Source organism: Knoellia aerolata DSM 18566 (assembly GCF_000768695.1).
Taxonomy (GTDB): Bacteria; Actinomycetota; Actinomycetes; order Actinomycetales; family Dermatophilaceae; genus Knoellia; species Knoellia aerolata.
This window is the reverse complement of the sequence record NZ_AVPL01000013.1, coordinates 1-24831: the sequence shown is the minus strand read 5'-3', so window position 1 is coordinate 24831 and position 24831 is coordinate 1. Positions and strand designations below refer to the sequence as shown.

23 protein-coding genes are annotated in these 24831 nt (G+C 70.9%); 20 read left to right on the top strand and 3 right to left on the bottom strand.

What is annotated here, in order from left to right; translation table 11 throughout:
- Window positions 1–10 precede the first annotated feature (10 nt).
- The 5 genes from N801_RS07055 (at window position 11) to N801_RS07035 (ending at window position 5729) form a co-directional block, all read left to right on the top strand.
- Window positions 11–1039 carry a DnaJ C-terminal domain-containing protein gene (locus tag N801_RS07055; protein WP_035935458.1) on the top strand — a complete coding sequence of 343 codons (1029 nt, stop codon included), beginning with the start codon at window positions 11–13 and terminating at the stop codon, window positions 1037–1039.
- A 2-nt stretch (window positions 1040–1041) separates the two neighbouring features.
- A complete protein-coding gene (locus N801_RS07050; RefSeq protein ID WP_035935456.1) occupies window positions 1042–1497 on the top strand; it encodes a heat shock protein transcriptional repressor HspR in 456 nt (151 codons plus the stop codon).
- A gap of 255 nt (window positions 1498–1752) precedes the next feature.
- Window positions 1753–3285: a multiple monosaccharide ABC transporter ATP-binding protein gene (mmsA, locus tag N801_RS07045; RefSeq protein ID WP_052112721.1), complete on the top strand. Its 1533-nt coding sequence runs from the start codon at window positions 1753–1755 to the stop codon at window positions 3283–3285.
- Complete coding sequence (gene mmsB / locus N801_RS07040) at window positions 3282–4532, top strand: multiple monosaccharide ABC transporter permease (RefSeq protein WP_035935450.1); 1251 nt, start codon at window positions 3282–3284, stop codon at window positions 4530–4532. Before mmsA ends, mmsB begins: the two co-directional genes overlap by 4 nt.
- Window positions 4533–4622: 90 nt before the next feature.
- Window positions 4623–5729 (top strand): substrate-binding domain-containing protein, encoded by a 1107-nt coding sequence (locus N801_RS07035; protein WP_035935447.1) that lies wholly within the window; start codon window positions 4623–4625, stop codon window positions 5727–5729.
- A 111-nt stretch (window positions 5730–5840) separates the two neighbouring features.
- Here N801_RS07035 and N801_RS07030 read toward each other — a convergent pair whose 3' ends face one another.
- Window positions 5841–6587, bottom strand: coding sequence for a FadR/GntR family transcriptional regulator (locus tag N801_RS07030; protein ID WP_035935444.1), 747 nt, complete (start codon window positions 6585–6587; stop codon window positions 5841–5843).
- A 139-nt stretch (window positions 6588–6726) separates the two neighbouring features.
- Between N801_RS07030 and N801_RS07025 the strand changes: the two genes are divergently transcribed.
- The 11 genes from N801_RS07025 (at window position 6727) to N801_RS06975 (ending at window position 19754) form a co-directional block, all read left to right on the top strand.
- A complete protein-coding gene (locus tag N801_RS07025) occupies window positions 6727–8022 on the top strand; it encodes an ABC transporter substrate-binding protein (RefSeq protein ID WP_245618274.1) in 1296 nt (431 codons plus the stop codon).
- A gap of 151 nt (window positions 8023–8173) precedes the next feature.
- A complete protein-coding gene (locus N801_RS07020) occupies window positions 8174–9070 on the top strand; it encodes a carbohydrate ABC transporter permease (protein ID WP_245618272.1) in 897 nt (298 codons plus the stop codon).
- Window positions 9070–9885: a carbohydrate ABC transporter permease gene (locus N801_RS07015; RefSeq protein WP_035935441.1), complete on the top strand. Its 816-nt coding sequence runs from the start codon at window positions 9070–9072 to the stop codon at window positions 9883–9885. Before N801_RS07020 ends, N801_RS07015 begins: the two co-directional genes overlap by 1 nt.
- A gap of 6 nt (window positions 9886–9891) precedes the next feature.
- On the top strand, window positions 9892–11043 hold the full coding sequence (gene dgoD, locus N801_RS07010; protein ID WP_035935436.1) for a galactonate dehydratase: 1152 nt from the start codon (window positions 9892–9894) through the stop codon (window positions 11041–11043).
- The gene (locus N801_RS07005) at window positions 11043–11687 is read left to right on the top strand and encodes a bifunctional 4-hydroxy-2-oxoglutarate aldolase/2-dehydro-3-deoxy-phosphogluconate aldolase (protein ID WP_035935433.1); all 645 of its coding nucleotides are present in this window, start codon (window positions 11043–11045) and stop codon (window positions 11685–11687) included. The genes dgoD and N801_RS07005 overlap by 1 nt, the downstream gene beginning before the upstream one ends.
- Entirely contained in the window at window positions 11684–12628 is a 945-nt protein-coding gene (locus tag N801_RS07000; protein ID WP_035935431.1) for a sugar kinase, read from the top strand. Before N801_RS07005 ends, N801_RS07000 begins: the two co-directional genes overlap by 4 nt.
- Window positions 12629–12753: 125 nt before the next feature.
- On the top strand, window positions 12754–13269 hold the full coding sequence (locus N801_RS06995; protein WP_035935557.1) for a gluconokinase: 516 nt from the start codon (window positions 12754–12756) through the stop codon (window positions 13267–13269).
- Between the two features lie 30 nt (window positions 13270–13299).
- The gene (locus N801_RS06990; RefSeq protein WP_052112714.1) at window positions 13300–14757 is read left to right on the top strand and encodes an LCP family protein; all 1458 of its coding nucleotides are present in this window, start codon (window positions 13300–13302) and stop codon (window positions 14755–14757) included.
- A 93-nt stretch (window positions 14758–14850) separates the two neighbouring features.
- On the top strand, window positions 14851–17418 hold the full coding sequence (clpB, locus tag N801_RS06985; protein ID WP_035935425.1) for an ATP-dependent chaperone ClpB: 2568 nt from the start codon (window positions 14851–14853) through the stop codon (window positions 17416–17418).
- Window positions 17419–17449: 31 nt separating this feature from the next.
- Window positions 17450–18145 (top strand): LppX_LprAFG lipoprotein, encoded by a 696-nt coding sequence (locus N801_RS06980; protein WP_052112713.1) that lies wholly within the window; start codon window positions 17450–17452, stop codon window positions 18143–18145.
- Window positions 18126–19754, top strand: a complete 1629-nt coding sequence (locus N801_RS06975) for an MFS transporter (protein ID WP_035935422.1) — start codon at window positions 18126–18128, stop codon at window positions 19752–19754. The genes N801_RS06980 and N801_RS06975 overlap by 20 nt, the downstream gene beginning before the upstream one ends.
- Here N801_RS06975 and N801_RS06970 read toward each other — a convergent pair.
- Both N801_RS06970 and N801_RS19650 read right to left on the bottom strand, forming a co-directional pair.
- Window positions 19738–20310, bottom strand: coding sequence for a hypothetical protein (locus tag N801_RS06970; protein ID WP_035935419.1), 573 nt, complete (start codon window positions 20308–20310; stop codon window positions 19738–19740). The two genes, N801_RS06975 and N801_RS06970, sit on opposite strands and share 17 nt — an antisense overlap.
- Window positions 20310–20837, bottom strand: coding sequence for a superoxide dismutase family protein (locus N801_RS19650; RefSeq protein ID WP_052112712.1), 528 nt, complete (start codon window positions 20835–20837; stop codon window positions 20310–20312). Before N801_RS19650 ends, N801_RS06970 begins: the two co-directional genes overlap by 1 nt.
- 184 nt (window positions 20838–21021) lie before the next feature.
- On the opposite strand from N801_RS19650, the gene N801_RS06960 reads away from it, so the two are divergent.
- From N801_RS06960 to N801_RS06945, 4 genes are all read left to right on the top strand, one after another.
- Window positions 21022–21525, top strand: coding sequence for an RNA polymerase sigma factor (locus tag N801_RS06960; RefSeq protein WP_245618269.1), 504 nt, complete (start codon window positions 21022–21024; stop codon window positions 21523–21525).
- Window positions 21522–22157 carry a hypothetical protein gene (locus N801_RS06955; protein WP_035935417.1) on the top strand — a complete coding sequence of 212 codons (636 nt, stop codon included), beginning with the start codon at window positions 21522–21524 and terminating at the stop codon, window positions 22155–22157. Before N801_RS06960 ends, N801_RS06955 begins: the two co-directional genes overlap by 4 nt.
- A 58-nt stretch (window positions 22158–22215) precedes the next feature.
- Window positions 22216–24066: a type 1 glutamine amidotransferase family protein gene (locus tag N801_RS06950; RefSeq protein WP_035935412.1), complete on the top strand. Its 1851-nt coding sequence runs from the start codon at window positions 22216–22218 to the stop codon at window positions 24064–24066.
- Window positions 24067–24140: 74 nt separating this feature from the next.
- On the top strand, window positions 24141–24831 hold a 691-nt coding region (locus N801_RS06945), incomplete at its 3' end, for a nucleotidyl cyclase domain-containing protein (RefSeq protein WP_035935409.1).

The following is a 24831-nucleotide window of genomic DNA, read 5'->3' as shown; positions in this document are numbered from 1 at the left end:
GGAGGCGCTGATGGCGAGCCAGGACTGGTTCGAGAAGGACTTCTACGCGATCCTCGGCGTCCCCAAGGACGCCGATGCCGCCGCGGTCAAGAAGGCCTACCGCAAGCTCGCGCGCACCCACCACCCGGACAAGAACCCGGGTGACACCGCCGCCGAGCAGAAGTTCAAGGACATCGGCGAGGCGCACGCGGTCCTGTCCGACCCCAAGCAGCGCGAGGAGTACGACGCCATCCGCCAGATGGCGCACGGCGGCGCGCGGTTCCGTGCGGGTGGCCCGGGCGGCAACGGGGGGTTCGAGGACATCTTCAGCGCCTTCGGCGGCGGGGGCGGCGGCTCGCGCGTCCGCTTCGACACCGGAGGCGGCTCGTCCCACGGCGGCTACCCCGGCGGAGGGGACGCGGACATCAACGACCTCCTGTCGCAGATGTTCGGTGGTGCCGCGCGCCCCGGACCGGGCGGGTATGCCGGCTACGGCGCCCCGCGTGGTCCCCGCAAGGGGGCCGACGTCCAGGCGACGACGACCCTGCCGTTCCGTGACGCCGTCGAGGGTTCGACCGTCACGCTGCGGACCGCCGAGGGCCGAACCATGACGGCCCGGATCCCCGCCGGTGTCAAGGACGGTCAGAAGATCCGCCTCCGTGGCAAGGGTCAGCCGGGGGAGCCCGGCGCCGGGGCCGGCGACCTCATCCTCACCGTCACCGTCCAGAAGCACCCGGTGTTCGGCCGCGAGGGGGACAACCTCACGGTCGACCTGCCCGTGACGTTCGCCGAGGCCGCCCTCGGTGCCACGGTCACGGTGCCCACCCTCGACGGCGCCAGCGTCAAGGTGCGCATCCCGCCCGGCACCCCGTCCGGACGCGTGCTCCGCGTCAAGGGACGCGGCGTCGCCGGCAAGGGTGCCGCCGGTGACCTGCTGGCCAAGGTGCAGGTGGTCGTGCCGGAGTCGTTGTCGGACAAGGCCCGTGAGGCCGTCGAGGTTCTGCGCGCCGAGACCGGTGGCGACCCGAGGGCGGCGCTCGCCGAGCAGGCCAAGGCCTGACGATGGCTCCGCGCCAGGGGATGCCGCGACCGGACGAGGACGCCGTCTTCGTCATCTCGGTCGCGGCCGAGCTGGCCGGCATGCACGCCCAGACGCTGCGCCAGTACGACCGGCTCGGCCTCGTGACGCCCTCGCGCACCCGCGGGGGCGGCCGGCGGTACACGGCCCGGGACGTCGACCTGCTCCGCCAGGTCCAGCGCCTCTCCCAGGAGGAGGGTGTCAGCCTCGCGGGCATCTCCCGGATCCTCGAGCTCGAGAACCACGTGGACGCGCTGCGAGCGCGCGTCGCCGAGCTCACCCACGAGGTCGAGCGGCTGCGCGCCGAGACCTCCCAGGGGTCCCGGGTGTTCTCCGTCGGGCCCGGCGGCGAGATCCTGGCGAGCCAGCTGGGGGAGCGCCCGCGCCGTCGTCCCGGCGGTGGCTCGGCCTCGCAGGCGCTCGTCCTGTGGCGCCCCTGAGCCGAGGCGGCCGGGACGACCCGCGACGTTCGGCCCCCTGACCGGTTCTCGTCGGGCCGCGTGGTCCGTTCCGTGCGCCGAACGCCAGGAAATGTCCAGTCGCCCTTGTCCAACGGACAAGCCCGCGCGTCCCGCCCCGAACCACCGCACCACGGGCAGGTTGTGGGTTTAGCATCGAGCCACTGAGGCCAGCGAGGTCCTTGGTGAACGACCGACGAGGAGACAGAAGTGGTCGATGCGGCGCCCATCCTGGAGATGACGGCCATCACCAAGACCTTTCCCGGAGTCAAGGCTCTCGACAACGTGACGCTGACCGTCCGTCGCGGTGACGTCCACGCCATCTGCGGTGAGAACGGCGCCGGCAAGTCGACCCTCATGAAGGTGCTGTCGGGGGTCCACCCGCACGGCACCTACGACGGGACGATCCGGTTCAACGGGGCCGACGTCACGTTCAACAACATCCGTGACTCGGAGCACGCCGGCATCGTCATCATCCACCAGGAGCTGGCGCTCATCCCCGAGCTGTCCATCGCCGAGAACATCTTCCTCGGCAACGAGGAGACCAAGAACGGCGTCATCGACTGGGTCCGCACCAACAACCGCGCCCGCGAGCTGCTGGCCCGCGTCGGCCTGGTCGAGGACCCCGAGACGCCGATCAAGAACATCGGTGTCGGCAAGCAGCAGCTCGTCGAGATCGCCAAGGCCCTCGCCAAGGACGTGCAGCTCCTCATCCTCGACGAGCCGACGGCGGCCCTCAACGAGGACGACTCGCGTCACCTGCTCGACCTCATCCGGGGTCTGCAGGGCAAGGGCATCACGAGCATCATGATCAGCCACAAGCTCAACGAGATCGAGGCGATCGCCGACGCCATCACGATCATCCGGGACGGTCAGACCGTCGAGACCCTCGACGTCCGCGAGGGCGCCGTCGACGAGGACCGCATCATCCGCGGGATGGTCGGCCGCTCGCTCGAGTCGCGCTTCCCCGATCACACACCCGAGATCGGCGAGGTGATGTTCGAGGTCAAGGACTGGACCGTCGCCCACCCACAGGTCCCCGACCGGCTCGTGGCCAAGCAGTCGAGCTTCTTCGTCCGGCGCGGCGAGATCGTCGGGTTCGCCGGCCTCATGGGCTCGGGCCGCACCGAGCTGATGCGCTCGATCTTCGGCCACTCCTACGGCACCTGGCTCGGCGGCGAGATGACCCTCAACGGCAAGAAGGTGGACCTGCGCAACGTCCCCGCCGCCATCGACGCCGGCATCGGCTACCTCACCGAGGACCGCAAGTCGCTGGGGCTCAACCTCCTCGACGACATCAAGACGACGACTGTCTCGGCCAAGCTCAAGAAGATCGCCCACAACTTCGTCATCGACCGGCGCGCCGAGCACTCGGCCGCCGACGACTACCGCAAGGCGCTGCGCACCAAGACGCCCAACGTCGACTACGGCGTGGCCAAGCTCTCGGGCGGCAACCAGCAGAAGGTCGTCCTGGCGAAGTGGCTGTTCACCGACCCCGACCTGCTCATCCTCGACGAGCCCACCCGCGGCATCGACGTCGGCGCCAAGTTCGAGATCTACGGGATCATCCAGCGCCTCGCGAACGAGGGCAAGGGCGTCATCGTCGTCAGCTCCGAACTGCCCGAGCTGCTCGGCCTGAGCGACCGCATCTACACCATCAGCGAGGGCCGGATCACCGGTGTCCTCGACAAGGGCCATGCGGACCAGGAGTCCCTCATGCGCCTCATGACCAAGACCTCGACGACGCCGACCCCGAAGGACGCCGCATGAACAAGCTCAAGGAGATCTTCGGTGGGGACACCCGACAGTTCGGGATGATCTTCGCCCTCGTCTTCCTCATCGTGCTGTTCCAGGTCCTCACCGACGGGCTCACGCTCGACCCCGGCAACGTCATCAACATCTTCCAGGGCAACAGCTACATCCTCGTCATGGCGATCGGCATGGTGCTCGTCATCATCGCCGGCCACATCGACCTCTCCGTCGGCTCGGTGGCCGCCTTCGCCGGCATCGTCGTGGCGATCGCCATGCGGGACTGGGGCATCCCCTGGTTCGTCGGCATCCTCCTCGGCCTCGTCATCGGCGCGCTCGTCGGTGCCTGGCAGGGCTTCTGGGTGGCCTTCATCGGCATCCCCGCCTTCATCGTCACCCTCGCCGGCATGCTCATCTTCCGCGGAGCCAACCAGTGGGTCGGCAAGTCCAACACCGTTCCGGTCGACGAGAGCTTCCAGACCATCGGTGCCGGCTACCTGCCCGAGGTGGGGCCCAAGACCGGCTACAACAACCTCACCATCCTCATCGGGCTGCTCCTCTGTGCGGCCCTCATCGGCGGTGCCGTGCGCAACCGGCGCAACCAGGCCAGGATCGGTGCCGACGTCGGCCCCGCCTCGGTGATGTGGATCCGGCTCGGCCTCATCACCGTCGCCATCCTCGCCGTCGCGATGCTCATGGCCTCGGGTCGGCGCGGCACCTCACTGCCGATCTCGGCGCTCATCCTCGGCGCGCTCGTCCTGCTCTACGGCTTCATCTCGACGCGCACCATCATCGGTCGCCACGTCTACGCCGTCGGTGGCAACCGCCACGCGGCCGAGCTGTCCGGTGTCCGCTCCAAGCGGGTCAACTTCCTCGTCATGATGAACATGTCGATCCTCGCCTCGCTCGCCGGGATGATGTTCGTCGCCCGGTCCAACGCCTCCGGCCCGTTCGACGGTGTCGGCTGGGAGCTCGACGCGATCGCCGCCGTCTTCATCGGTGGCGCCGCCGTCACCGGTGGTGTCGGCACGGTCGTCGGCGCCGTCATCGGAGGCCTCGTCATGGCCGTCCTCAACAACGGCCTCCAGCTGCTCGGCGTCGGCGCCGACATGACCCAGATCATCAAGGGTCTCGTGCTGCTCGCCGCCGTCGCCTTCGACGTCTACAACAAGTCGCAGGGCCGTCGCTCGATCACGGGCCTGCTCACCCAGAACTTCGGTCGGCGAGCAACCCAGGACACGACCGAGACGGTGAAGCAGGAGTCCTGACCCGGGCTCGCCGCACCACACAACTCCATAGTTCCGACAGGTGACCCATCCGCCCCGGGTGAGCCACGGCATACGAAAGAAAGAGACGACATGCGTTCCCTCACCAAGGTGATGGCGGCCTCCGCCGTCGCAGCTCTCGCACTGACCGGCTGTGGCCGTGCCGACGAGGAGACCCCGACCGACACCGCCGGTGGCGGCGCCAGTGGCGCGGCCGAGGCCTTCCCCAAGGACGCACTCATCGGCGTCTCGCTCCCGCAGAAGACCTCCGAGAACTGGGTCCTCGCCGAGAACCTCTTCAAGGACGACCTCGCCAAGGCCGGCTTCAAGGCCGACGTGCAGTTCGCCAACGGTGGTGTCGGCGAGCAGCAGAACCAGATCCAGTCCATGGTGACCAAGGGCGCCAAGGTCATCGTCATCGGCGCCATCGACGGTGCCCAGCTCGGCACCCAGGTCAAGGCGGCCAAGGACGCCGGCGCGACCGTCATCGCCTACGACCGCCTCATCAAGAACACCGACGCGGTCGACTACTACGTCGCCTACGACAACTTCAAGGTCGGCGAGCTCCAGGGCAACGCGCTCCTCGAGGGCATGGCCGCCAAGAAGCCGCAGGGCCCGTACAACATCGAGCTCTTCGCGGGCTCCCCCGACGACGCGAACGCCCAGGTCTTCTTCGACGGCGCGATGAGCGTCCTCAAGCCGAAGATCGACGACGGGACGCTCAAGGTCACGTCCAACCAGACGGCCTTCAACCAGGCCGTCACCCAGGGCTGGAAGGCCGAGAACGCGCAGAAGCGCATGGACACCCTCCTCTCGGCGTCCTACGCCTCCGCGACGCTCGACGGCGTCCTCTCCCCGAACGACACCCTCGCCCGGGCGATCATCACCTCGGTCAAGGCCGCCGGGAAGCCGGTCCCCGTCGTCACGGGTCAGGACTCCGAGGTCGAGTCGGTGAAGTCGATCATGGCCGGTGAGCAGTACTCGACCATCAACAAGGACACCCGCAACCTCGTCAAGGCGACCCTCGAGATGGTCGCTGCGCTGCAGAAGGGCGAGAAGCCGACCGTCACGGACGACAAGTCCTACGACAACGGCGTCAAGGTCGTCCCGGCCAACCTGCTCGAGCCGCTCATCGTCACCAAGGCCAACGCCAAGGAGGCGTACGCCAACGACCCGACCCTGTCCAAGGTCACCGGCTGACCTGACACCCGTCAGGCCCGCCCGCGGCTCGGCCCCGTCACCCCTGGGTGGCGGGGCCGAGCCGTTGCCTGCTCCGCATGCCGGCCGGGCACCCGGGTGCCCGGGTGCGGCTCACGCGGGCGTGGTCGACTGGGACTGCATGTCCCACAGATGCCTGGTCTCGTCCATCGTGCGGTTCATGATCGCCACCATCGCGTCGTGGGCGCGCTCCCCGTCGCCCCGCTGGATCGAGGAGGCGACGTCGGCGTGCATCTGCAGCGCGTCGACGTGGGGGTGGCTCGGCATGAGCCCGTAGGCGTGCCGACCGGACAGCACCTCGGCGATCGGCTGGTGGAGGTGCTCGAACATCTCGTTGCCGGAGGCGGTGAGGACGCGGTGGTGGAACTCGATGTCGAGCGCGAGGAAGTCGTCCATGCGCCCGTCCTGGCCGGCAGCCCACAGGCGACCGGCGAGCGTCACGAGCTCGCTGGCGTCGATCGGCCGCACGCGGGCGGCGGCGAGCCGGGCCGCCTGCGGCTCGACGGCGGTGCGCAGCTCGGTGATGGAGCGCAGCTGGGCGATGCGCCCGCCGGTCGCGAGCCGCCACCGGATGACGAGCGGGTCGTAGACGTTCCAGAGGCTGGCGTCGAGGACCTGGGTTCCGACTCGGCGCCGCGAGGCGACCAGTCCCATCGAGGCAAGGACCCGCAGCGCCTCGCGCACGACGGACCGGGAGACGGCGTGGCGGGAGACGAGCTCGTCGATGAAGAGGACCCGTCCCGGGGGCAGCTCTCCGCCGCAGATGGCCATGCCGAGCGTCTCCACGAGGCGGGCGTGCAGGCCGGTGGACCCGTCGGCACCGGGGCGGGAGGTGGCCATGTCACAAATCATACTCATGGCGATCGGGCCTTGCATAAGTCTGACTTAACACTCTATCGTTCCCTGATTAGACGGACATAGACGTCCGCTGCGGCGACAGCTCCAAAGGCGGAGCGGCCACCTCACGAAGGAGACCGACGTGCTGCGACGCACTGCAACCGGATCCGCTCTCGTCCTGGCCGCGGCGCTCAGCCTGTCGGCCTGCTCGGGCGGCAGCGACGAGGGGGAGGGGACCGGGTCGAAGACGATCCAGGTCACGCTCGCCAACCACGTGTGGACCGACAACATCAAGGCGGCCCTGCCCGAGTTCGAGAAGGAGACCGGCCTCAAGGTCGAGCTGACCCAGCTCGGCGAGGACCAGCTCTCGGACCAGTACAACGTCAAGCTCAACGCGGGGACCAGCGACCTCGACGTGATGATGTACCGCCCCCTCCAGGAGGGCAAGGCCTTCGGCAAGAACGGCTACCTCTCCGACATCACCGAGGACACCAAGGGTGCGTCGGAGTGGAACTGGGGCGACTTCCAGCCCGGACCCGTCGAGGCCACCACCTACGAGGAGAAGGTCGTCGGGGTCCCGATCATCACCGAGACCGAGGTCCTCTACTACCGCAAGGACCTGCTCGAGAAGGCCGGCTACTCCGCTCCGCCGAAGACGCTCGACGAGCTCAAGGAGGCTGCCGCGAAGGTCCAGGCCGCCAACCCCGGCGTCGCCGGCTTCATCGCGCGCACCGGCAAGTCCGCCGCCGTCACGCAGTTCTCCAGCTTCCTCTACAGCTTCGGCGGCCAGTGGGCCGACGACTCCGGCAAGGCCGCGGTCAACACACCCGAGGCCAAGCAGGCCTACGCGTACTACGGCGGGCTGATCAAGGACCACGGGCCCAAGAACGTCAGCACCGACATGAGCTGGCCGGAGGCGATGGCCATCTTCACGCAGGGCCAGGCCGCGTTCTACACGGAGGCGAGCTCGCTCTACAAGAACGCCACCGACCCGGCCAAGTCCAAGGTCGCCGACACGGTCGGCTTCGCCGCCTTCCCCGAGGGCCCCGCCGGCTCCAAGCCGTACAACGTCCCGTCGTGGGCGCTCGGGATCAACGAGGCCTCCGAGAACAAGGCGAACGCCTGGAAGTTCATCGAGTGGGCGACGAGCAAGGAGCAGACTCTCGCGAACCAGAAGGCCGGCGTCCCCAGCGCCCGCACGTCCGTGGCGAGCGACCCCGACGCGACGTCGACCTACCCGAAGGACCTCGTCGAGGCCGCTGCCGCCGGCGCCGCCAACGGGGTCGGCTTCGACCGCCCCCGCGTCGTCAAGGTTCCTGAGGCGCGTGAGCTCGTCGGTCAGCCGATCGTCGACGCGATCACGGGGAAGGACTCCGGCGCCTCGGCCGACGAGGCCGCCAAGGCCTTCCAGGCCCTGCTCGACGACGAGAACAAGTGACGCCCTGATCTGAGGGTCACCTCGAGTGCCGGGTGGCCGGACGCCTGACGCGTCCGGCCACCCGGCCCGAGACTCGCGGCACGGCCGCAGCATCGCTCCACCCAGCACCCACGGCAACGAAGGCGAAACCATGTCTGCTGACGCTCTCCCCGTGACGGGAACGTCCGGGTTCTCCCGATGGGCGAACGACCACCGCAAGTGGCTCTTCGCCTCTCCCGCCATGGCGTTCGTCGTCGTGCTCATCATCTTCCCGGTCGCCTGGACCGCGTACCTGAGCCTCACCGACGCCGAGGGGTCGGTGCGCGCCGACAAGGAGTTCGTCGGCGCCCAGAACTACCTCGACGTCCTCGGCGACACCGCCCGCTTCTGGCCCGCCGTGTGGCGCACGGTGCAGTTCACCGGGGTGGTCCTCCTCGTCGAGGTGGTCCTCGGCATGGCGATCGCCCTGCTGCTGTGGCGACCGTTCCGCGGCGAGAAGTGGGTGCGCGTCGCGATCCTCATGCCCCTGGTCGCCACCCCCGTCGCCGTCGGGATGATGTGGCGGCTCATCTTCGACCCCAACATCGGGATCGCCAACCAGGTGATCGGCTGGTTCGGGATCCCGGAGCAGCCCTGGCTGGCCGGACCGGGCTCGGCCCTGTGGACCACGATGCTCATCGACATCTGGCAGTGGACCCCGATGGTCGTCCTCATCCTCCTCGCCGGGCTCACCTCCCTCTCGGAGGAGCCGCAGGAGGCCGCGCTCATCGACGGTGCCAGCGGCTGGCAGCGGTTCCGCTTCATCACGCTCCCGCTGATGATGCCGACGGTCATCGTCGCCATCCTGCTGCGCGGCATCGACGCCCTCAAGACCTTCGACATCCTCTACGCGACCAAGGGCAAGGGGGGCGGCTCCTACAACGAGGTCGAGACCCTCAACGTCTACGCCTACGGCCTCGCCTTCGACTACAACGAGTACGGCACGAGCTCGACGGTGCTCATCATCTTCTTCCTCATCATCATCGGCTCCATGTGGGCCCTCACCTCTCGTCGGAAGGCGGAGTACTGATGCGCGGCGGCACGGCATACAAGGCGTTCCGCGTCGGGGCCCTCGTCCTCGTCGTCCTCGGGCTGCTCACGCCCCTCATCTGGATGGTGGCGGCGTCGCTCAAGACCAACGTCGACATCTACGACGCGAGCAAGGCGCTGCTCTTCTCCCCGACGGTCGACAACTACAAGACCGTCCTCGAGCAGGCCAACTACGTCACCTTCATCATCAACAGCCTCTGGGTGGCGTTCGCCAGCACCGTGCTGTCGCTGCTGCTCGGTGTGCCCGCGGCCTACTCGATGAGCCGGTTCACGATGAAGCGCTCCGCGCTCGTCGTCCTCATGGCGCGCGTCATCCCCGGCGTCTCACTGCTCGTCCCGTGGTTCTACGTCTTCTCCAACCTGCGGCTCGTCGGCGGTTTCACGGTCCTCGTCCTCAGCCACATGTTCGTCTCGCTGCCCCTCGTGGTCTACATCATGATGGGGTACTTCGACGGCCTGCCGACCGAGCTGGAGGAGTCGGGCCAGGTCGACGGTCTCACCCCCATCGGCGCGTTCCGCCGCATCACCCTGCCGCTCTCGACGCCGGGCATCGCGACGGCCGGGATCCTCGCCTTCATCTTCTCCTGGAACAACTTCATGTTCGCCCTCGTGCTCTCGGGTGCGAAGACGAAGACGCTGCCCGTCGCCATCTTCGACTTCGTCGGGTACGCCGCGATCGACTGGGGTGGCCTCATGGCCGCGGCGACCGTGGTCACCGTCCCGATCATGGTCATCGCCCTCCTTGCCCAGAAGTACGTCGTCTCCGGCCTCACCGCCGGCGCGACGAAGGGCTGAGCGCGGATGGCCTCCACGATCGAGCGGATCGAGACCTTCCTCGTCGCACCGCGGTGGCTCTTCGTCCGCATCGAGACCTCCGACGGTCTCGTCGGGTGGGGCGAGGCGACCTGCGAGGGTCGCTCCGAGACCGTGCGGACCGCCGTCCACCAGCTCGCCGAGATGATCGAGGGGGGCGACCCCGAACGCATCGAGGACCACTGGGCGGTCATGACGAAGGGGTCGTTCTACCGCGGCGGACCGATCCTCGGCAGCGCCGTCTCCGGCATCGACCAGGCGCTGTGGGACCTCAAGGGCAAGAGGTATGCCGCGCCGGTGCACCAGCTGCTCGGAGGCGCGGTCCGGGACCGCGTCCGGGTCTACGGCTGGGTCGGCGGGGACGAGCCGAACGAGGTCCGCGACCACATCACCGAGCAGGTCGAGGCGGGGCTGACGGCGGTGAAGATGAACGCCAGCGGCCGCATGTCGGCGCTGGGGACCGTGGCCGAGCTCGACGGCGTCATCGCCCGGGTGGCCGCGGCCCGCGAGGTGCTCGGTGACCACGGCGACGTGGCCGTCGACTTCCACGGCCGCTTCACCCTCGCGAACTCGCGGCGGGTGGCTCCGCTGCTCGAGCCCTACCGCCCGATGTTCCTCGAGGAGCCGGTGACCCCCGAGAACTCACACCTCATCGGGCAGTTCGTCCGGTCGACGACGACGCCCGTAGCGACGGGGGAGCGGCTCTACGGACGACAGGAGTTCCTGCCCGTCCTCCAGGCCGGGGTCGCGGTCGTCCAGCCCGACCTGTCGCACGCGGGCGGGATCACCGAGGTGCGCAAGATCGCCGCCCTCGCCGAGACCTTCGACGCCGCGCTGGCACCCCACTGCCCGCTCGGTCCGCTCGCGCTCGCGTCCTCGCTGCAGGTCGCGTTCGCCACGTCGAACCACCTCATCCAGGAGCAGAGCATCGGGATCCACTACAACCAGGGCGCAGACGTCCTCGACTACCTCGTGGACACGGCCCCGCTCGAGTTCGTCGACGGCCACATCGAGCGACTGACCGGTCCCGGGCTCGGCATCGAGATCGACGAGGCCGCCGTGCGCGCCGCCGACAAGGCGGGCCACGCATGGCGCGGTCCTGTCTGGCGCCAGCCCGACGGCACGTTCGCGGAGTGGTGATGGACGCCCTCGAGCTGACCACGGCCGTCCGCAGGCACCGTGTCATGGCGATCATCCGCGGAACCTCCGAGGAGGCCGCGCTCGCCACGGGCCGCGTCCTCCTCGAGGAGGGCATCCGGCTCGTCGAGGTCACCCTCACGACCCCGGGCGCGCTCGCCACCGTGACCGCCCTGCGCGAGCTGGCGCCCGATGACGCCCTCGTCGGTGCGGGCACGGTGCTGACCGAGCGTGACGTCGCCTCGGTCGTCGACGCCTGTGGCGAGTTCATCGTCACCCCGGCGGTGACCTCGGCTGTCGCTGAGGCCGCCCGTGTCGGAATCCCCTGTGTCGCAGGAGCGTTCACCCCGACCGAGGCGTATGCCGCACACGTCGCTGGTGCTGCGGTCGTCAAGCTCTTCCCCGCCTCGGGAGGCGGGCCCGGCTACCTCAGGGCGCTGCGCGACCCGTTCCCCCAGATCTCCTTCATCGCCGTGGGGGGCGTCGGCATCTCCGAGGCACGGGCCTACCTCACGGCGGGAGCGATCGGTGCGGGCATCGGCGGGCCCCTGGTCGGCGACGCGGCATCCGGGGGTTCGCTCGACGCCCTGCGCTCTCGCGCCCGGGCGTTCGCGTCGTGGGCGGAGGATGCGGGGGAGCGGCCGTGACCACGGACGTCCTCACCCTGGGCGAGGCCATGGCCTCGTTCCGGGTCGCCGGGCGGATCGGATTCGGCCGCCCGCTCACCCCGGACCTCGCCGGCGCCGAGTCCAACGTCGCGATCGGCCTGTCCCGCCTCGGGCACTCGGTCGAGTGGCTGGGACGGGTCGGGGCCGACCCCTTCGGGCCCGAAGTGCTGCGAGCACTGCGGGCCGAGGGTGTCACGGTCTCGCACACCGTCGTCGACGAGACGGCGCCGACGGGGGTGATGTTCCTCGAGCAGCGCACCGCCGACCTCACGCGGGTCGAGTACCGGCGAGCGGGTTCGGCCGGCTCCGGGCTGCGGATCGACGACCTGTGGCCGACGGCGATGGACCGGCTGCGGGTCCTCCACCTCACGGGCATCACCCCCGCGCTCTCCGACTCGGCTGCTGCCACGGTCGCGCGCGCCGCGGAGCTGGCGTCGGCCGCAGGAGTCCTCGTGTCGCTCGACGTCAACCACCGCTCACGGCTCTGGTCGCGTGATGACGCGTCCGCCACCCTGCGCCCTCTCCTTCCCCACGTCACTCTGCTCGTGGCCGGCGTCGACGAGCTGGACGTGGTCGCCGACGGTGATGAGGACCGCGCCGTCGGTGAGCTCTTCGCGACGGGGGTGCAGCAGGTCGCGGTCAAGCGCGGGGCCGTGGGCGCCTCGTTGTACACGACGCAGGGGCGGCTCGATGCCGCCGCGATTCCCGTCACCCCCATCGACCCGGTCGGGGCAGGCGACGCCTTCTGCGCCGGTCTGCTCTCGGGGATCCTCGACGACCTCGACCCGACGGCGCGTCTCGATCGGGCAGTCCTCATGGGTGCGTGGGCCGTGAGCACGGCCGGGGACTGGCAGGGGCTGCCGACCCGCGCGGAGCTGCCCGACATCGCCACCCACCGCCAAGGTGAGACGGTGCGATAGGGATGCCTACCGGACATCCCGGCATACGCCTAGCCTGACACCAACCACACCGCCTCGACAGGAGCCCTGTGAACACCTCCGCAGCAGCGGGCGCCGCGTCCGGCCCGACCAGGCACGTCGTCGTCATGGGCGTGTCCGGCTCCGGCAAGTCGACCGTCGCCAAGGGGGTCGCCGAGGCGCTCGGGTTCGACTTCGTCGAGGCCGACGAGTTCCACAGCAAGGACAACATCGCCAAGATGGAGTCCGGCACGCCCCTCACCGACGAGGACCGCTGGCCCTGGCTGCGCGCCCTCTCGACGTGGATGGGGGAGCAGGCGGCCGCGGGGCGGTCGACGGTCATCACCTGCTCGGCGCTGCGCCGTTCCTACCGCGACGTGCTGCGCGAGGCCCCGCCCTCGGTCGACTTCCTCCACCTCGACGGGCCGGCCGAGGTGATCCGCGACCGGATGTCGCAGCGCACCGGCCACTTCATGCCCGCGAGCCTGCTCGAGTCCCAGATCGACACCCTCGAGGCGCTCGACGCCGACGAGAGCGGCCTCGTGCTCGACCTGCGCCACCCCGCGGAGCGGATCGTCGCCGAGGCGGTTGCGTGGCTCGAGGCCGACCACGCCCGACCGGCGAGTCCCACCCTTCCTCACTGAGCGCACGGGTGGGCGCGGCATGATGTGCGGGTGCCCACCACCCCGCGCCGACAGGGACGTCGTCCGGACGACGGCTCCGGCCGGTTCTTCGGCCTGACCGCGCTCAGCACCCTCCTCCCGGGTGCCGGCCTGCTGCCAACACGCCGCCGGCCGCTGGGCCTGCTCCTCCTGCTGGGGTTCCTGCTCGTCGGTGCGCTCGGGCTCTTCTACGCGTGGCGCAAGGGGTTCGTCCTCACCGCCCTCAACGTCGCCGTGCGGCCCGGGATGCTCGTCACGCTGCTCGTGGTGACGGTCGTCGGGGCGCTGCTGTGGTGCGCCGGGATCCTCCTCACGGCCCGCGAGACGGCACCGGAGGGGCCGGGCCGCCTGCTGCGGGCGGGGTTCGCCGCGCTGTGCTGCCTCCTCGTGGTCGCCCCCGCGGCCACCGCGGTGCGCTACATGACCATCCAGCACGACGTCATCAACGTCCTCACCGGCGGCGCCGACGAGAAGGAGGCCAACGCCTGGGCGGGGAAGCCGCGCGTCAACGTCCTCCTGCTCGGGTCGGACGCCGCCGACGACCGGGTCGGTGTCCGGACCGACTCGATGATGGTCGCGAGCATCGACACGCGCACGGGCGACACCGTCCTGTTCGGGTTGCCCCGCAACCTCGAACGCGTGCCGATCCCCGCGTCCAACCCCCTCTCGGCCGCGTACCCGAACGGGTACGACTGCGGAGACGAGTGCCTGCTCAACGGGGTGTGGACCCTGGCGACGAACGCCGCCACGGAGGACCCGGCGCTCTTCGCCGGTGACCCCAGCCCGGGCCTCACCACCACCCGCGACGTCATCGGCGCGATCCTCGGCCTCGAGATCGACCGCTCCCTCGTCGTCAACCTGCGCGGCTTCCAGGCGCTCGTCGACGCGATGGGTGGGGTGGAGGTCAACGTCAAGGAGCGGGTGTGCATGGACTGCAAGCTGCGCAACGGGAGGATCGTCTTCGTCAGTCGCGAGGAACGCTGGATCGAGATCGGCCGGCAGCGCCTCGACGGCAAACGTGCCCTCTGGTACGCCCGCTCACGCGCCGGCAGCGACGACTTCAGCCGGATGCGCCGCCAGCGGTGCGTCACCGCGGCGATCCTCAACCAGGCCAACCCCACCGAGCTGCTGCGCAACTACCCCGACCTCGCCGCGGTCGTCAAGGACAACGTCAGCCTCGACATCCCCCAGTCCGAGCTGCCCAGGTGGGCCGAGCTGGTCGGCACCCTCCAGGAGACGGGCTCGATCCGGAGCCTGCCCATCACCAACAAGGTCGTCAGGGTCGCCAACCCCGACTTCGACAAGATCCGCGACCTCGTCCAGGCGGCGATCGACCCCCAGCCGACGCCCACCGTCACGGCCAGCCCGACACCGTCGACCTCGGCGTCGGAGCCGTCGGACTCCCCGTCACCGAGCACCTCCCCGAGTGAGCCGACCGACCAGGTCGAGGACATCGCCGCCACCTGCTGAGCCTCCCAGAGTTGAGTGGAATCAACTCAACTTTGACGGCGTTGTCCAGGGTGGGACGCTTGTCCTGCCTGCCGCTCATCGAGGAGATCGCCCATGGAACTCACCCCGACGACCAAGGTCGCCGAGGCCCTTGCCCTCGCCCAGCGCGCCGCCCAGGGCGCCGGGAACCCCGAGGTCACCCCCGACCACCTCGCGCTGGCCCTCGCCGAACAGCCCGAGACCTCCACGCCCGCGCTGCTCGAGGCCGCCGGCACCACCCCCGACGCCGTCGCCACCGCGGCGCGCTCCGCGCTGTCCCGTATGCCGGTGAGCTCCGGTCCCAGCGCGGCGGCCCCGACGCTCGGGCAGGCCGCGCTGGGCGTGCTCCAGCACGCGTCGACCCTCATGTCCGCCAAGGGGGACACGCACCTCGCCACCGACCTGCTCGTCCTCGCCCTCGTCGAGAAGGGCCTCCTGCCCGGCGTGCAGCGCACGGCGGCCACCGACGTCGAGGCCCGCATCGACGAGCTGCGAGCGGGTCGGCACGTGACGTCGGAGGCGCAGGAGAGCGGGAGCGAGTCCCTGGAGAAGTACGGCACCGACCTCACCGAGGCCGCGCGCGACGGCAAGCTCGACCCGGTCATCGGCCGGGACCCCGAGATCCGCCGTGTGGTCCAGGTCCTCTCGCGGCGCACCAAGAACAACCCCGTCCTCATCGGGGACCCCGGAGTGGGCAAGACCGCGGTCGTCGAGGGCCTCGCCCAGCGCATCGTCGACGGTGACGTGCCGGAGTCCCTGCGCGGCAAGCGGCTCATCAGCCTCGACCTCGGCTCCATGGTCGCCGGGGCGAAGTACCGCGGTGAGTTCGAGGAGCGGCTCAAGGCCGTCCTCGCGGAGATCAAGGCGAGCAACGGCCAGATCGTCACCTTCATCGACGAGCTGCACACGGTCGTCGGGGCCGGCGCCACGGGCGACGGCTCCATGGACGCCGGCAACATGCTCAAGCCGATGCTCGCCCGCGGCGAGCTGCGGCTCGTCGGTGCCACGACCCTCGACGAGTTCCGGGAGCACGTCGAGAAGGACCCGGCCCTGGAACGACGCTTCCAGCAGGTGTTCGTCGGTGAGCCCTCGGTCGAGGACACGGTCGCGATCCTGCGCGGGCTCAAGGAGCGCTACGAGGCGCACCACAAGGTCGAGATCGAGGACACGGCCCTCGTGGCCGCGGCGAGCCTCTCCGACCGCTACATCACCGGGCGCCAGCTCCCCGACAAGGCCATCGACCTCGTCGACGAGGCGGCCTCGCGCCTGCGCATGGAGATCGACTCCAGCCCGGTCGAGATCGACGAGCTCCGCCGGGCCGTCGACCGGCTCAAGATGGAGGAGCTGCACCTCGCGCGCGAGACCGACGAGGCCTCCGTCGAGCGCCTCGCACGGCTCCGGGCGGACCTCGCCGACAAGTCCGAGGAGCTCGCCGGCCTCAACGCCCGGTGGGACGCCGAGAAGTCCGGCCTCAACCGGGTGGGGGACCTCAAGGCGCAGGTCGACGACGCGCGCACCCGCGCCGAGCGACTCCAGCGGGACGGGGACTACGAGGGCGCCTCCCGCCTCCTCTACGGCGAGATCCCCGAGCTCGAGAAGCAGCTGGCGGCCGCCAACGAGGAGGCCGCGGCGACCTCCGGCCCCTCCGACCTCATGGTCAAGGAGCGCGTCGGGGCCGACGACATCGCCGAGGTCATCTCCGCCTGGACCGGCATCCCGGCAGGACGCCTGCTCCAGGGCGAGACCGAGAAGCTGCTGTCGATGGAGGCGATCATCGGGTCGCGCCTCATCGGCCAGTCGAGCGCCGTCCAAGCGGTCGCCGACGCCGTCCGGCGCAGCCGGGCCGGCATCGCCGACCCCGACCGGCCCACGGGGAGCTTCCTCTTCCTCGGGCCCACCGGTGTCGGCAAGACCGAGCTCGCCAAGTCGCTCGCGGACTTCCTCTTCGACGATGAGCGGGCCATGGTCCGGATCGACATGTCCGAGTACTCGGAGCGGCACGCCGTCGCCCGCCTCATCGGTGCGCCCCCCGGCTACATCGGCCACGAGGAGGGCGGTCAGCTCACCGAGGCGGTCCGCCGGCGCCCCTACTCGGTCGTGCTCCTCGACGAGGTCGAGAAGGCCCACCCCGAGACCTTCGACATCCTGCTCCAGGTCCTCGACGACGGCCGGCTCACCGACGGCCAGGGCCGCACGGTCGACTTCCGCAACGTCATCCTCGTGATGACGAGCAACCTCGGCAGCCAGTTCCTCATCGACCCGGTGATGGAGCCGGAGGCCAAGCGCAACGCCGTCATGGCGGCCGTGCGGTCGGCGTTCAAGCCGGAGTTCCTCAACCGCCTCGACGAGATCGTCCTGTTCGACGCGCTGACCCGCGACGAGCTGGCGCACATCGTCGACCTTCAGGTGCGTTCTCTCGCAGCCCGGCTCAGCGACCGCCGGATCGTGCTCGAGGTGACCGACGCGGCACGCGAGTGGCTCGCGGACACCGGCTACGACCCGGCATACGGTGCTCGTCCGCTGCGCCGGCTCGTCCAGAAGGAGATCGGCGACCGCCTCGCCCGGGCGCTCCTCGCCGGCGACGTCCGCGACGGCCAGACCGTCACGGTCGACCGCAAGGACGACGGTCTCGCCCTGACCTGAGCACCCGGGGCCGGGAAGTAGGGTGACGGTCATGCGACGACGCGCTCTGCTGAGCACCTCAGTCACCGTGGCCGCCGTCCTGCTGGCCGGCTGCTCCGGGGGCGACGAGCCGGAGGCCGCAGCCGACCCCCGGGCCGACCTCACCGCTGCCAAGAAGGTGTTCGACGAGGCGAAGTTCGTCGGGCTCACCCTGTCGAGCAGGGACGTCCCCCAGACCGAGAACGGCGTCACCGGCGCCGTCGGCACGGGCGAGATCAGTGCGACCGAGCCGAAGTTCAAGGGCACCGTCACCGCGACGATCAAGGGCGTGACCGGGTCGGCGGACGTCGTGACGATCGGCGACGCGGCCTGGATGAAGTTCTTCACGCCGGGCTACAACCCGACCGACCTCGCCGACCTCGGCGCGCCCAACCCGTCGAACTTCTTCGACCCGGCCACTGGCATCTCGGCGCTGCTCGTCGACACCGGCTCACCCGTCATCGGCGAGAAGGTGCGCGACGGCGCGGCGGTGCTCCAGCAGTACGGCGGCACGCTGCCCGGCGCCCGGATCAAGGAGCTGCTCAACCTCGGCGACGGGAAGAGCACCTTCACCGTCACCTACGGCATCGCCGAGGGCGACAAGCTCCAGCTCGCCGAGATGACCGGACCGTTCTTCGCCGGCACGACCTCGACCTTCACCCTGCGTCTCAAGAACTACGGAACGCCGGTTGAGATCACCCGCCCCTAGGGCGCTGCTCGCGACGGCGTCCGTCGCGGTGGCGCTCGCGGCAGCCGACACCTATGTCGTCGTGCTCGCGCTGACCGACATGATGGCCGGGGTCGGCCTCGGCATCGACAACCTGCAGCGGGCGACGCCGATCATTTCCGGGTTCCTGCTCGGCTACATCGCGGTGCTGCCGCTCATCGGCCGCCTCGCCGACCTCGTTGCGCGCCAGCGCGTCCTGCTCGCCTGCCTGGCGATCTTCGTCGTGGGGTCGGCCGTCACCGCCCTCGCGGTCGAGCTTCCGGTGCTCGTCGCCGGCCGCGTGATCCAGGGCGTCGGCGGCGGCGGACTCGTCCCCGCGACGCTCGCGATCGTCGCCCAGCTCTGGGACCGCGACCGCCGTGGCACGCCGCTGGGTGTCGTCGGGGCGGTGCAGGAGCTCGGCTCGGTCCTCGGCCCGGTGCTCGGCGCCGCGGTGCTCGCCGTCGCCGACTGGCGGGCGATCTTCTGGCTCAACGCCGTCCTGGGCGTGCTGCTCACGGCGGCCGTCGTCGCGGTCGGAGGCGGTGTGCCGTCCCGTCCCCGCGCACTGCCCGTCGTCGTCTCGCTCGTGGCGGCCGTGGTCGGTTGGCTCGCGCTGGCCGCGCCCGCGGCCCTGGCCACGGACGTGACCCTCGGCGTGCCGTTCGTACCCTTCGAGGAGTCGACGTCGAGGCTCGCCACACCGGTCGGCGTCGTGGCCCTCGCGCTCGTCGTGGCGGCGGCGGCGCTGTGGGTGCGCGGGTCGTGGGCCGTGCTGCGCCGGGCCGACCTGCTCGGTGCCCTGCTCCTCGGTGGCGCCCTCGGCTGTGTCGTCCTGACCTTCGCCGCCTCCGACCCGGAGAAGGAGGTGGTCGGGCCTCTCGGGTTCGCGCTCCTCCCGGTGGCTGCCGTCCTCGCCGGGCTCTACCTGCTGCAGCACCGCCGCGCGGAGCATCCGCTCGTGCCGCGGGGCGTCGTCGTGGGCAGGACGCGGTGGTCCTTGCTCGTCAGCCTCTGCGTCGGGGTCGCCCTCGTCGCCGTCATCGTCGACGTGCCGCTGCTCGCGCGGCTCGTCCACACCGAGAGCGAGACGGTGGCCGCGTTCGTGCTCGTCCGCTTCCTCGTCGCGGTCCCCGTGGGGGCCCTCGTGGGCGGGTGGTCGCTGCGCCGCCTCGGCGACGGGCTCGTGAGTGGCGTAGGGCTCGCGCTCGCGGCGGTCGGGCTCGTCCTCATGTCGACCTGGGGACGGGGTTCCCTCGAGGAGTGGACCTCGACGGCGGTCCTCGCGCTCGTCGGCCTGGGCATCGGCCTGGCCCTCGCGCCGGTGAACAACGCCGCGCTCGCCGACTCCCCGCAGGACGCCCACGGCACGGCCAGCGCGCTCGTCGTCGTCGCGCGGATGATCGGCATGGTGGTCGGGCTGGCCCTGCTCACCGCGATCGGCCTGCACCAGTACTACGCGGTGGTCGCGGCGCTGCCGGACCAGACCGACACCCAGGCCCTGCTCGACGCCGCGGTCGTCCAGGTCGAGTACGTCTTCCGCGGTGCGGCGGTCGCCGCCGCGGTCGGCGCCGTGGCCTCCGTCGCGCTCGGCCTCACCCGGCGGCCCTGACCTCGAGGTCGTGCCGGTGGTTCCCGGTGGCGGGCCTCGGGGCAGGCTGTGGTGACCTCGCGGCATGACCGTCGGAGGTCCACCCGCTGAGGGCCTCCCGGGCCGCCACCGCCAGCGCACCGCAGCACGCGGTCATGACGATGAACCCGGCGATCGTCCGGAGGGTGAGCGACTCCTCGGACCCCGCCGTCTCGACGACGATGAGGGCGAGGAACCCGACGAAGGCCAGCACGCCGAGGGCGCGCAGCCACCTGCTGCGCGCGCCCAGCAGAGCCAGGCCGAGGACGCCGGGTGCGAGGAACATCCCGGGCCCGAAGAACAGCACGAGCGAGGGGAGCGTCAGCAGCTTCCACCAGCGCGACCGTCCCCGCAGCTTGAGGGCGTGGGCCGCGGCCAGGCAGAGCCCGGCGACGGCGAAGACCCCGACGATGAACCCCGTTCCCGCCCAGGTGAACTCCGGGTCCTCGGCGAGCAGAGCCATGAAGCCACGGGCCACGAGGCCGAGCGCCAGCCCCAGCGCCAGCCCGGCACCGAGGTGCCGGAACAGGGCGCCCATCACCATGCCACCGTGAGACAGGCCAGGCGCGGGCCGGCGGCCCCGGTCTGGGCGTTGGTCGGGTCCGCGTGGATGACGACCGAGCGGGAGCCGGACTCGGGGACGAACGGGACGCTCGCGGTCCCGGTCCCGGTGCCGTCCTCGACGGTGAAGTCGAGCCAGATCTCGGTGCGGTCGTTGATCCCGGGGGTCGGGCTCTGGCCGTGGGCGTGCGAGTTGTAGTGCGGACCCGCCGCGGCTCCGTTGCCGGCGATGCAGGGGCCGTCGTGCAGGTGCGCCCCGAAGGTGTCGCCCTCGGCGGCCGGGCCGATTCCCTTGACGGTGAGGACCGCGTGGCTGCCCCGGGCCGACTCGACCATCTGGACGCGGGCCCGGGCACCGTCGAACGGACCGGAGGCCGTCGTGGCGAGGTCGCTGAGGACACCGGAGGTGCGCAGGAATGGCCCAAGCGCCAGCGCCGGGGTGGCGGTGAGGAGCACGATGGCGGTGGCGCCGACGGCGGTCCGCAACGGTGAGGTGGTGAGCATCGGAGTGTCCTTTCTGCGACGTCGACACGATGTCGACACCGATGCAGACGTCCCTGTGGTCGTGCCGGGTGACACCGGAAAGTCACAGGAAAAAGATCGTTCCGCACGTCACCCGACAGGCGCCCCGGACACGTCTGTCAGGGCGAAGGAGTCCGTCGCCCCCCTCGATCTGCGCTCGGTGGTCGTGGGTCACGCGGATGACGCGGGACCCGACATCGTCGAGCTGTTCGCGGCGGAGGCGGCCTCCCTCACCCGCCTGGCGAGGTTCTACCTCGACGACCGCACCGCCGCGGAGGACCTCGTCCAGGAGGCGTTCATCCGACTGTCACGCTCGGCCGGCCGGATCCGCCACGGTGGCAGCGCGGCGGCATACCTCCGGTCGATCGTCATCAACCTCGCGCGGGACCACAACCGCCGTGGCCTGGTCTCGCTGCGACACCGTCCGCCCGCCCAACCGGACGCGCCCTCCGCGGAGGAGGACGCGAGCAGCCGGGCGGAGCGGCAGGAGGTCATCGAGGCGTTGCGTTCCCTGCCGCGGCGGCAGCGGGACTGCGTGACGCTGCGCTACTACCTCGACCTGTCCATCCCCGACATCGCCCTGACGCTCGGCCTGTCGGCCAACACCGTGAAGACCCATCTCCAGCGCGGGCTCGCAGGCCTCGCCCAGACCTTGGAGGGAACCCGATGAGCAACCTCGAGGACCGGCTCACCCGCGCCCTCTCCGACTACCCGATGCAACCCTCGCCGGACCTGTTCGACCGGGTCGTCGAGAGCATCGCCGCCGACCGGGCCCGCCGCCGTGCCGTCCTGCGCTGGTCGCTCGTCGCCGTCGTCGCCCTCGCCCTGGTCGTCGCGGCCGTCCTCCTCCTCACGCCCCGATCGAACGGAGCCCTCGCCATGCCCTGGTGGATCCTCGAAGTCGCCACGAACGCCGTCCTCGTCGCCATCGCGCTGTGGCTCGGACCCTTCATCAAGCGGTTCGGGAGGGCGTATGCCGCGGACGTCTTCCACGACAACCCGCTCACCGGCAAGAGCTACATCGTGCTGACCGACATCGTCTACTACCTCATCTTCTCGGCCTACATCCTGTTCTGGGTGCACGTGGAACCCGAGTCCGGCTGGGACCCCTTCACCGGACTGGTGACCGCCCCCCAGGTCCAGCAGTCGCTCGTGCGCATCGGCGGCATCCTGCTCATCATCGGGATCCTGCACGGGCTCAACATCATCCTCATGCCCGTCCTCGGCCGGCTGTTCTCGCTCAACCGGCGGCTTCCCGACGCCGTGGGGGCGGGGCGGCTCCGGGACGACCACCTGGAGTGACCGCACCGGGACCGCGTTTCCGGTCGCGCCACGGTCGGGCCACGCCTACGTTGGGTCCATGCCCACGACCTCGCGCCCTCGTGCCTCCCGCGTCCTCGCCCTGACGACCGCCGCCGCGTGCGGCATCGGCGTCCTCGGAGGAGGCGCGGCCCGCGCGGCGGACCCCACCGTGATGACGCCGATCGGTGGTGGCTACACGCTGGAGACGCTGCAGGGCTTCGCCCGTGCGTCCGCCGACGGTGCCAGTGGCCCGAGCGTCGACCTCGTCGTCATCCCCTCGTCCTACGGTGACGCTCCCGCTGACCGCGAGGAGAACCTCACCCTCGCCCAGCAGCGCACCAGCGAGGTCGACGCGGCGTGCGACGCCGTCGTCACGGCGCCGTTCACCGGCTGCACCGCCGTCCTCGCGCCCCTGCTCGCTCGTGCGGACGCGGACGACCCCGCGAACTCGGCGATGATCGGCGCGCAGACCGACGGCATCTTCATCCTCGGCGGCGACCAGGGTCTGGCGATGTCGATCCTCGCCGACTCCCCGGCGGAGGCCGCGATGGAGGCAGCCTTCCGGGGCGGCGCGGCGGTCGGCGGCACCAGCGCCGGAGCCGCCGTCGAGTCGCGCACGATGATCAACGGCTACGTCGGTGACCTCGGGCCGTGGGACGGGCTGCAGCAGGGCAGCTCGCTCGTCTGGTGGGGCGACGACGCCGACAGAGAGCGTGGGCTGCGCTTCGGCTCCGAACGCGCCATCTACGACCAGCACTTCTTCCAGCGAGGCCGTTTCGGCCGGCTGCTCTCGACGCTCGCGACGTCGGACGCACGCTTCGACGGCGTGAGCAAGGTCGGGGTCGGCGTCGACTACGCGACCGGGATCCGCAACACGGCCGACACGACGCTGAGCGGGACCTTCGGGGCATCCTCCGTGGCCGTGCTCGACCTCGAGTCGCTGTCGTCGCCCATCGCCTGGGTCGGACCGGACGGCGTCCTGTCCACCCGCAACGTCGTCACGCACCTGCTGCCGCCGGACGGCGGCGGCAACGCCACGGCATACGACCTCGCCACCCGCACGGTCACGCGCAACGGCACCGCCGTGCCGACCGCGGCGCCGGCGCCGAGCGGTGGCCTGACGCTCCCCGGCGCCGTCGGCACGGTCTACCTCGGCGGGGACGTCGTGGGTGGCGGTTCGACGGCGGTCGTCGGCCAGCTCGTCGCGGACGCGCTCGCCGCCGTCACCGCCGGCGCCCAGCCGCGGGTCGTCGTGCTCGCGGCCTCGGCCAAGGACAAGAAGGCCACCAAGGCCTACACCGACGCGCTCAGGACTGCCGGGTGGACCGGCGCGGTCGACGTCGTCGAGCAGGGCAAGAAGTCGAAGGTCGCGACGAGCGGGGCCGCCGGTGTCGTCCTGGTCGGCGAGACGCCGGCCGCCGTCGCGACGGCACTGGCGGATGCGGGCTTCGCGGCGCTCGTGCGATCTGCCGTGCTGACCACGCCGGTCGTCCTCGCCGACCGACACCTCGGCGCCGCGCTCGGGACGTGGTTCTCCACGAAGGCGGACCCGACCGACACCACCTACGAGGACGAGGCGATCGCCAACTTCCGCACGGGAGACGGGCAGTGGCAGCGTGGACTGGGGCTCGTCACGGGTTCGCTCGTCCCGTCGCTCACGCTCGACTACCGCTGGGGCAAGCTCTTCGACCTGGGCGCCCTCGCGCCGCAGCAGGTGGCGTGGGGTGTCGGCGAGGACACCGCGGTCCGAGTCGCACCCGGGGCAGCCGCCACCGTCGTGGGTGACGGCTCCGTCGTGGCGCTGGACCCCCGGACGGCCCAGTTCTGGACCGCGCCCAACGGTGCGATCGGTGCCGTCGGCGCCCTCCTCAGCACCTTCGGTGCGGGTGAGGCGCTCGCGATCGGGTGAACGCCAGCCCCGGTGGTAGCGTCCGAAGCGGTTGATCCTCCCGACCGAGCGGCGTTGCATGAGCCAGGACCTGTGTGGCCGACGGCCTCGCTGCGGCGTGCGTCGGGACCCCGGTGCGCGCGGCTGACCGTCAGGCGTCGACGACGTTCGACGCCTACGTCCCGAGGCTGCTCGCCGCCTGGCTGACCCACGAGCCCGGAACCCGCCACCGCCGCGTCGACGGCTCGATCGCGTTCGTCGACATCTCCGGCTTCACCGCCCTCACGGAGCGACTGGCCAGGCGCGGCAAGGTCGGTGCCGAGCTGATGAGCGACACCCTGGACCGGACCTTCGACGCCCTGCTGTCGGCGGCCCGGGAGGACGGGGCCGACCTGCTCAAGTGGGGTGGCGACGCCGTCCTGCTGCTCTTCGAGGGTGAGGACCACCCGGCCCGTGCGGCGCGGGCAGCGCACCGGATGCGCGCCACCCTGCGTGACCTCGTGCGCCGGGACGCGCTGCCCGTGAGGTTGAGCATGTCCATCGGGATCCACACCGCCGACTTCGACCTGTTCCTCGTCGGGGACCCGGACAGCCATCTCGAGCTCATGGTGGCCGGGCCGGCGATGAGCGAGCTCGTCGGCATCGAGGCGTTCTGCGCCGTCGGCGAGATCGCCCTGAGCGCCGCCACGGCGGCGCGACTACCGGCCCGGCTCACCCGCCCACCGTCGGAGCCGCCCGGCGACCCGGCGCTCGCCGGGGTGCGGGTGCTGCGGGCGAGCCCGCCCG

Excerpts from the sequence above, each read along its gene's own strand:
- mmsA (WP_052112721.1), top strand. The coding sequence starts at position 1,753 with ATGACGGCCATCACCAAGACCTTTCCCGGAGTCAAGGCTCTCGACAAC.
- N801_RS07055 (WP_035935458.1), top strand. The coding sequence starts at position 11 with ATGGCGAGCCAGGACTGGTTCGAGAAGGACTTCTACGCGATCCTCGGC.
- N801_RS06980 (WP_052112713.1), top strand. The coding sequence starts at position 17,450 with ATGCGACGACGCGCTCTGCTGAGCACCTCAGTCACCGTGGCCGCCGTC.
- clpB (WP_035935425.1), top strand. The coding sequence starts at position 14,851 with ATGGAACTCACCCCGACGACCAAGGTCGCCGAGGCCCTTGCCCTCGCC.
- N801_RS07050 (WP_035935456.1), top strand. The coding sequence starts at position 1,042 with ATGGCTCCGCGCCAGGGGATGCCGCGACCGGACGAGGACGCCGTCTTC.
- N801_RS06970 (WP_035935419.1), bottom strand. The coding sequence starts at position 20,310 with ATGGGCGCCCTGTTCCGGCACCTCGGTGCCGGGCTGGCGCTGGGGCTG.
- N801_RS07005 (WP_035935433.1), top strand. The coding sequence starts at position 11,043 with ATGGACGCCCTCGAGCTGACCACGGCCGTCCGCAGGCACCGTGTCATG.
- N801_RS06950 (WP_035935412.1), top strand. The coding sequence starts at position 22,216 with ATGCCCACGACCTCGCGCCCTCGTGCCTCCCGCGTCCTCGCCCTGACG.
- N801_RS06955 (WP_035935417.1), top strand. The coding sequence starts at position 21,522 with ATGAGCAACCTCGAGGACCGGCTCACCCGCGCCCTCTCCGACTACCCG.
- N801_RS07030 (WP_035935444.1), bottom strand. The coding sequence starts at position 6,587 with ATGGCCACCTCCCGCCCCGGTGCCGACGGGTCCACCGGCCTGCACGCC.
- dgoD (WP_035935436.1), top strand. The coding sequence starts at position 9,892 with ATGGCCTCCACGATCGAGCGGATCGAGACCTTCCTCGTCGCACCGCGG.
- mmsB (WP_035935450.1), top strand. The coding sequence starts at position 3,282 with ATGAACAAGCTCAAGGAGATCTTCGGTGGGGACACCCGACAGTTCGGG.
- N801_RS19650 (WP_052112712.1), bottom strand. The coding sequence starts at position 20,837 with ATGCTCACCACCTCACCGTTGCGGACCGCCGTCGGCGCCACCGCCATC.
- N801_RS07035 (WP_035935447.1), top strand. The coding sequence starts at position 4,623 with ATGCGTTCCCTCACCAAGGTGATGGCGGCCTCCGCCGTCGCAGCTCTC.
- N801_RS07015 (WP_035935441.1), top strand. The coding sequence starts at position 9,070 with ATGCGCGGCGGCACGGCATACAAGGCGTTCCGCGTCGGGGCCCTCGTC.
- N801_RS06995 (WP_035935557.1), top strand. The coding sequence starts at position 12,754 with ATGGGCGTGTCCGGCTCCGGCAAGTCGACCGTCGCCAAGGGGGTCGCC.